3 protein-coding genes and 1 pseudogene are annotated in these 6000 nt (G+C 68.9%); 3 read left to right on the top strand and 1 reads right to left on the bottom strand.

Translation table 11 applies throughout. From position 1 onward, the window contains the following. Positions 1–14: 14 nt before the first annotated feature. Positions 15–546: pseudogene (locus tag VXC91_RS15195) on the bottom strand (substrate-binding domain-containing protein); the annotation flags it as partial. 416 nt (positions 547–962) lie between these two features. Between VXC91_RS15195 and VXC91_RS15200 the strand changes: the two are divergent. From VXC91_RS15200 to VXC91_RS15210, 3 genes are all read left to right on the top strand, one after another. Then, positions 963–2903 (top strand): acyl-CoA dehydrogenase family protein, encoded by a 1941-nt coding sequence (locus VXC91_RS15200; RefSeq protein ID WP_329507780.1) that lies wholly within the window; start codon positions 963–965, stop codon positions 2901–2903. A gap of 309 nt (positions 2904–3212) precedes the next feature. Further along, positions 3213–4469: a 1-deoxy-D-xylulose-5-phosphate reductoisomerase gene (gene dxr, locus VXC91_RS15205; protein ID WP_329507781.1), complete on the top strand. Its 1257-nt coding sequence runs from the start codon at positions 3213–3215 to the stop codon at positions 4467–4469. Next, positions 4466–5770, top strand: a complete 1305-nt coding sequence (locus tag VXC91_RS15210; RefSeq protein WP_329507782.1) for a M50 family metallopeptidase — start codon at positions 4466–4468, stop codon at positions 5768–5770. The genes dxr and VXC91_RS15210 overlap by 4 nt, the downstream gene beginning before the upstream one ends. Positions 5771–6000: the final 230 nt, after the last annotated feature.

Here is a 6000-nt window from a genome sequence, read left to right on the forward strand (position 1 = left end):
CCGGAGAAGACCTTTCACGACGTGGCCGGCGCCGGACCCGTGCTCGCCCGGACCGTCAACTCCGGGGCGAGCAGCACCGCTTCCTCCGTACCGTGCCTATCCAGCTTCGCGACGAGCAGTTCGACGGCGCGCCGGCCCATCTTCTGTGCGGGGATGGCGACCGACGTCAGCCGCACCGACGCCTGCACGGCCACCTGGTCCCGGCACACCGCTAGTGCGGCGACGTCCTCGGGCACGGCGCGGCCCTGCTGCCGCAGCAGCGCGAGCAGGGGTTCGACCGCTGACTCGTTCTGGACGACGAATCGCGTGGTGGTGGGCCGCTCGTCGAAGATCCGGGCGGTGTCACGGCCATCGCGCCGTACCCGCCCTCAAAGGGACGGTGCAGCACCCGCAGCCCCAGCTCGCGGGCGCGCGGCCGCTCAGCCCGTCGAGCGTGCGCTCCGTGAAGCCCGCGTGCCGCTCGTACACGGCCGGCGCCTCGCCGATGACGGCGATATCACGGTGTCCCAGCATCGCCAGGTGCTCGGCGCACAGTGCGCCGGTGGCCCCGTGGTGGTAGCCGAGCCCCTGGATGCTCCGCTCGACCCGCTGCCGGGTTGCCGCGGAGATGGACCGCTTGCCGCTGGGGACGTAGCTGCCACCGTCGAGATCTTCGGAAAGTACTGCGTGAACCACGACCTGTGGGCGGGCACCACGGCACCGGCAAGGCTCGAAGCGGAAGCCGTGGGGCGCACGGGCCGACTTGACATCAAGGCGCAGCCGGTGGACATCGGTTGAGGTGCAAACCCGGGGGAGCGGTTGCGCGAAGACTGGTGGCCTCGCCCCGAATCGGGTACCAACGATCCAGTAGCACCGATCGGTAACGTACGCCCGCAGGGTCGCCGTACGGCACTCTTGGCCGCCGTACGGCAGCTTGATCGGCGTATGGCCAAAATGTCCCTATTCGCGGCGAGGTGAGCCTCATGTCCGCACCAACAGGTCCCACTCCCAAGTCCACCGTTACCGAGCGTGAGGCGCGTCAGGTCGCCGAGGCCGCGCGCGAGCAGGACTGGCGCAAGCCCAGCTTCGCCAAGGAGCTGTTCCTCGGCCGCTTTCGGCTCGACCTCATCCACCCACACCCGCTGCCCGCCGACGAGCATGTGCAGCGCGGCGAGGAGTTCCTCGCCAAGCTGCGCGACTTCTGCGAGACGCAGATCGACTCCGCGCGCATCGAGCGCGAGGCCCGGATCCCGGACGAGACGATCAACGGGCTCAAGGAACTCGGCGCTTTCGGCATGAAGATCGACACCAAGTACGGCGGTCTCGGTCTCACCCAGGTGTACTACAACAAAGCCCTCTCTCTGGTCGGCTCCGCGAGCCCCGCGATCGGCGCGTTGCTCTCCGCGCATCAGTCGATCGGCGTACCGCAGCCGCTGAAACTCTTCGGCACGCAGGAGCAGAAGGACACCTTCCTGCCTCGCTGTGCCCGCACCGACATCTCGGCGTTCCTGCTCACCGAGCCGGACGTGGGTTCCGACCCGGCCCGCCTCGCCACCACGGCCGTCCCGGAGGGGGACGAGTACGTGATCGACGGCGTGAAGCTGTGGACCACCAACGGCGTGGTGGCCGACCTGCTTGTCGTCATGGCGCGCGTCCCCAAGTCCGACGGCCACAAAGGCGGCATCACGGCGTTCGTCGTCGAGGCCGCGTCGGAAGGCGTCACGGTCGAGAACCGCAACTCCTTCATGGGCCTGCGCGGCCTCGAGAACGGCGTCACCCGTTTCCATCGCGTCCGTGTGCCGGCCGCCAACCGCATCGGCCCCGAGGGTGCGGGGCTGAAGATCGCGCTGACCACGCTGAACACCGGCCGGCTCTCGCTGCCCGCGATGTGCGTGGGCGCGGGCAAGTGGTGCCTGCAGATCGCCCGCGAGTGGGCGGGAGCCCGCGAGCAGTGGGGCAGGCCGGTCGCGCTGCACGAGGCCGTCGGCTCCAAGATCTCGTTCATCGCCGCGACGACCTTCGCCCTCGAGGCGGTCGTCGACCTGTCCTCGCAGATGGCCGACGAGGACCGCAACGACATCCGCATAGAGGCCGCCCTCGCCAAGCTGTACGGCTCCGAGATGGCCTGGCTCATGGCCGACGAACTGGTCCAGATCCGCGGCGGCCGCGGCTTCGAGACCGCCGAGTCCCTCAAGGCCCGGGGCGAGCGGGCGGTGCCCGCCGAACAGATGCTGCGGGACCTGCGCATCAACCGCATCTTCGAGGGCTCCACGGAGATCATGCATCTGCTGATCGCGCGCGAGGCCGTGGATGCCCATCTGTCGGTGGCCGGCGACCTGATCGATCCGGACAAGTCCCTGGCCGACAAGGCGAAGGCGGGCGCGAACGCCGGTGTCTTCTACGCCAAGTGGCTGCCGAAGCTGGTCGCCGGACAGGGGCAGGTCCCCGGCGCGTACGGCGCGTTCCACCAGGAGGTCGACCTCTCCCCGCATCTGCGCTACGTCGAACGCAGCGCCCGCAAGCTCGCCCGCTCCACCTTCTACGCGATGTCCCGCTGGCAGGGCCGCATGGAGACCAAGCAGGGCTTCCTGGGCAGGATCGTGGACATCGGCGCCGAACTGTTCGCGATGAGCGCGGCCTGTGTGCGCGCCGAGCACCTGCGGAAGTCCGGGCAGCACGGACGCGAGGCGTACCAGCTCGCCGACGCGTTCTGCCGGCAGTCCCGGGTGCGCGTCGAGGAGTTGTTCGGCCGGCTGTGGAACAACACGGACGATCTCGACCGCAAGGTGGTCAAGGGAGTCCTGTCCGGTACCTACGAATGGCTGGAGGACGGCATCGTCGACCCGTCCGGTGAGGGCCCGTGGATCGCGGACGCGACCCCGGGCCCGAGCCGGCGGGAGAATGTGCACCGCCCGATTCGCTGACGGCCGGGCACCGGGTGCCCGGCGGCATCAGCGACGGGGCCGGCCGACAGGTCACCGACGCGACGGCCTCGACGTCGTGGTCGGGGTGCAGCACAGTGAGGCCACGGAGCCCGGCGGGCGCGGCGACGAGCAGGTCACCGCGTCCGCCGGCCGCTGCTCGCCGATGTCGATCGGAGCCCTGGTCATGAGGGCACCGCCTCGATGTCCGACGGATCATTCGGCATGCGCGGACCGGCGTGCCGAAGAACCACCGTCGAGGAGAGGGGCACCCTGTCCCCCCGGGCGCCGTGCTACGGCCACAATGGAGGAATGAGCGACAGTCCAGCCCCTCTTGCCGACCCCCATCTCGTCTTCGATCCCGTGGACGGAGCGCGGGACGTCGTGATCCTCGGCTCCACCGGCTCGATCGGCACCCAGGCCATCGACCTCGTGCTGCGCAATCCCGACCGGTTCAAGGTCACCGGGCTCTCCGCCAACGGCAGCCGGGTCGGGCTGCTCGCCGAGCAGGCCCGCCGCCTGCGCGTGCGCACGGTCGCGGTGGCGCGCGAGGACGTCGTCCCAGCCCTGCGCGAGGCGCTCACGGCGCAGTACAGCGCTGGAGAACCCCTCCCCGAGATCCTCGCCGGACCCGAGGCGGCCACCCGGCTCGCCGCCTCGGACTGCCACACCGTCCTGAACGGCATCACCGGTTCCATCGGCCTCGCGCCCACCCTTGCCGCCCTGGAGGCGGGCCGCACGCTCGCGCTCGCCAACAAGGAGTCGCTCATCGTCGGCGGCCCGCTGGTGAAGGCCCTGGCCAAGCCCGGCCAGGTCATCCCGGTCGACTCCGAGCACGCCGCCCTCTTCCAGGCCCTCGCCTCCGGAACCCGTGCCGACGTGCGCAAACTCGTCGTCACCGCCTCCGGCGGCCCCTTCCGCGGCCGGACGAGGGCCGAGTTGGCGAACGTCACGCCCGAGGACGCGCTCGCCCACCCCACCTGGGCGATGGGCCCGGTCATCACGATCAACTCCGCGACTCTGGTGAACAAGGGTCTCGAAGTGATCGAGGCCCATCTGCTGTACGACATTCCCTTCGATCGCATCGAGGTTGTCGTGCACCCGCAGTCGTATGTCCACTCGATGGTGGAGTTCACGGATGGATCGACCTTGGCGCAGGCGACGCCCCCTGACATGAGGGGGCCGATCGCCATCGGCATCGGCTGGCCCGAACGGGTGCCCGAGGCGGCGCCCGCCTTCGACTGGACCAAGGCCTCGACCTGGGAGTTCTTCCCGCTGGACAACGAAGCGTTCCCCTCGGTGGGACTCGCCCGGCACGTGGGACAGCTCGCGGGTACGGCCCCGGCAGTGTTCAATGCCGCCAATGAGGAGTGTGTCGACGCGTTCCTGAACGGCGCTCTGCCGTATCTCGGGATCATGGAGACGGTCACCCGGGTGGTGGAGGAGCACGGCACACCTCGATCGGGAACTTCCCTGACCGTCGCGGACGTCCTCGAAGCGGAGACCTGGGCACGCGCCCGGGCCAGGGAACTGACGGCGCAGACGGCAATCGCGGAGGCTCGTGCATGACGACCTTGATGATGATCCTCGGCATAGTCGTCTTCGCAGTCGGCCTGCTGGTCTCGATCGCCTGGCACGAGCTGGGGCATCTGTCGACGGCCAAGCTCTTCGGTATCCGTGTGCCGCAGTACATGGTCGGGTTCGGCCCGACCGTCTGGTCGCGCAAGAAGGGCGAGACCGAGTACGGCATCAAGGCGATCCCGCTCGGCGGTTACATCCGCATGATCGGGATGTTCCCGCCGGGTCCGGACGGCCGGATCGAGGCCCGCTCCACCTCGCCGTGGCGCGGGATGATCGAGGACGCCCGGGCGCAGTCCTTCGAGGAGCTGCAACCCGGTGACGAGGACCGCCTCTTCTACACGCGCAAGCCGTGGAAGCGGGTCATCGTCATGTTCGCGGGCCCCTTCATGAACCTGATCCTCGCCGTGGCGGTCTTCCTCGGCGTGATGATGACCTTCGGCGTCCAGACCCAGACCACCACGGTCTCCAAGGTCTCCGACTGCGTCATCCAGCAGAGCGAGAACCGCACCAAGTGCGCGACGGGCGACCCTGTCGCGCCCGCCCAGGCCGCGGGACTCAAGGCGGGCGACAAGATCGTCGCGTTCGGCGGGAAGCAGGTGAAGGACTGGTCCGCCCTCCAGTCCGACATCCGCGCCAACCCGGGCAAGGACGTCACGATCACCGTCGAGCGCAACGGGCAGACCGTCGACCTCAAGGCTCACCTGATCAAGAACCAGGTGAGCAAGACGGACGGCAACGGCGGTTATGTCGAGGGGAAGTACGTGTACGCCGGCTTCCTCGGCTTCACACCCGCCAGCGGCATCGTCCAGCAGTCCTTCGACCAGTCCGTGCAACGCATGGGCGACATGATGGAGAACGGCGTCGAGTCGCTGCTCTCGCTGCCGGGCAAGATTCCCGCACTGTGGGACGCTGCCTTCGGCAATGCCCCGCGCGAGCCGGACTCCCCGATGGGCGTGGTCGGTGCGGCCCGTGTCGGTGGCGAGGTGTTCACTCTGGACATCCCGCCGTCCCAGCAGATCGCCATGATGCTGCTGCTCGTCGCGGGCTTCAATCTGTCCCTGTTCCTGTTCAACATGCTCCCGCTGCTCCCGCTCGACGGCGGGCACATCGCGGGGGCCCTGTGGGAGTCGCTGCGGCGTTCCGTGGCCAAGGTGCTGCGCCGCCCCGACCCGGGCCCGTTCGACGTGGCGAAGCTGATGCCGGTGGCATACGTGGTGGCCGGGATCTTCGTCTGCTTCACCCTCCTGGTGCTGATCGCGGACGTGGTCAACCCGGTGAAAATCTCCTAGCCACGCGGAGTTGGCGCCGGCCGGGGAGACTTTCTCCCCGGCCGGCGCCCATTGGTTGGGTTTACGGACCGTGATGTGCTGGGGTCCGTACCCGTGCCGTAGTCTCAAAGCCTGGAGCCCGTCGTTCCGGGGCAGACCTTGATCCACAACTTGGGGTTGCACAGCAGATGACTGCGATTTCACTCGGCATGCCGTCCGTTCCTGCCAAGCTCGCCGAGCGCCGGAAGAGC

It is taken from the genome of Streptomyces chiangmaiensis, from assembly GCF_036281785.1.
Classification (GTDB): Bacteria; Actinomycetota; Actinomycetes; order Streptomycetales; family Streptomycetaceae; genus Streptomyces; species Streptomyces chiangmaiensis.

Bases quoted from the DNA above. Each gene is read 5' to 3' on its own strand.
- VXC91_RS15210 (WP_329507782.1), top strand. From the start codon at position 4,466: ATGACGACCTTGATGATGATCCTCGGCATAGTCGTCTTCGCAGTCGGC.
- VXC91_RS15200 (WP_329507780.1), top strand. From the start codon at position 963: ATGTCCGCACCAACAGGTCCCACTCCCAAGTCCACCGTTACCGAGCGT.
- dxr (WP_329507781.1), top strand. From the start codon at position 3,213: ATGAGCGACAGTCCAGCCCCTCTTGCCGACCCCCATCTCGTCTTCGAT.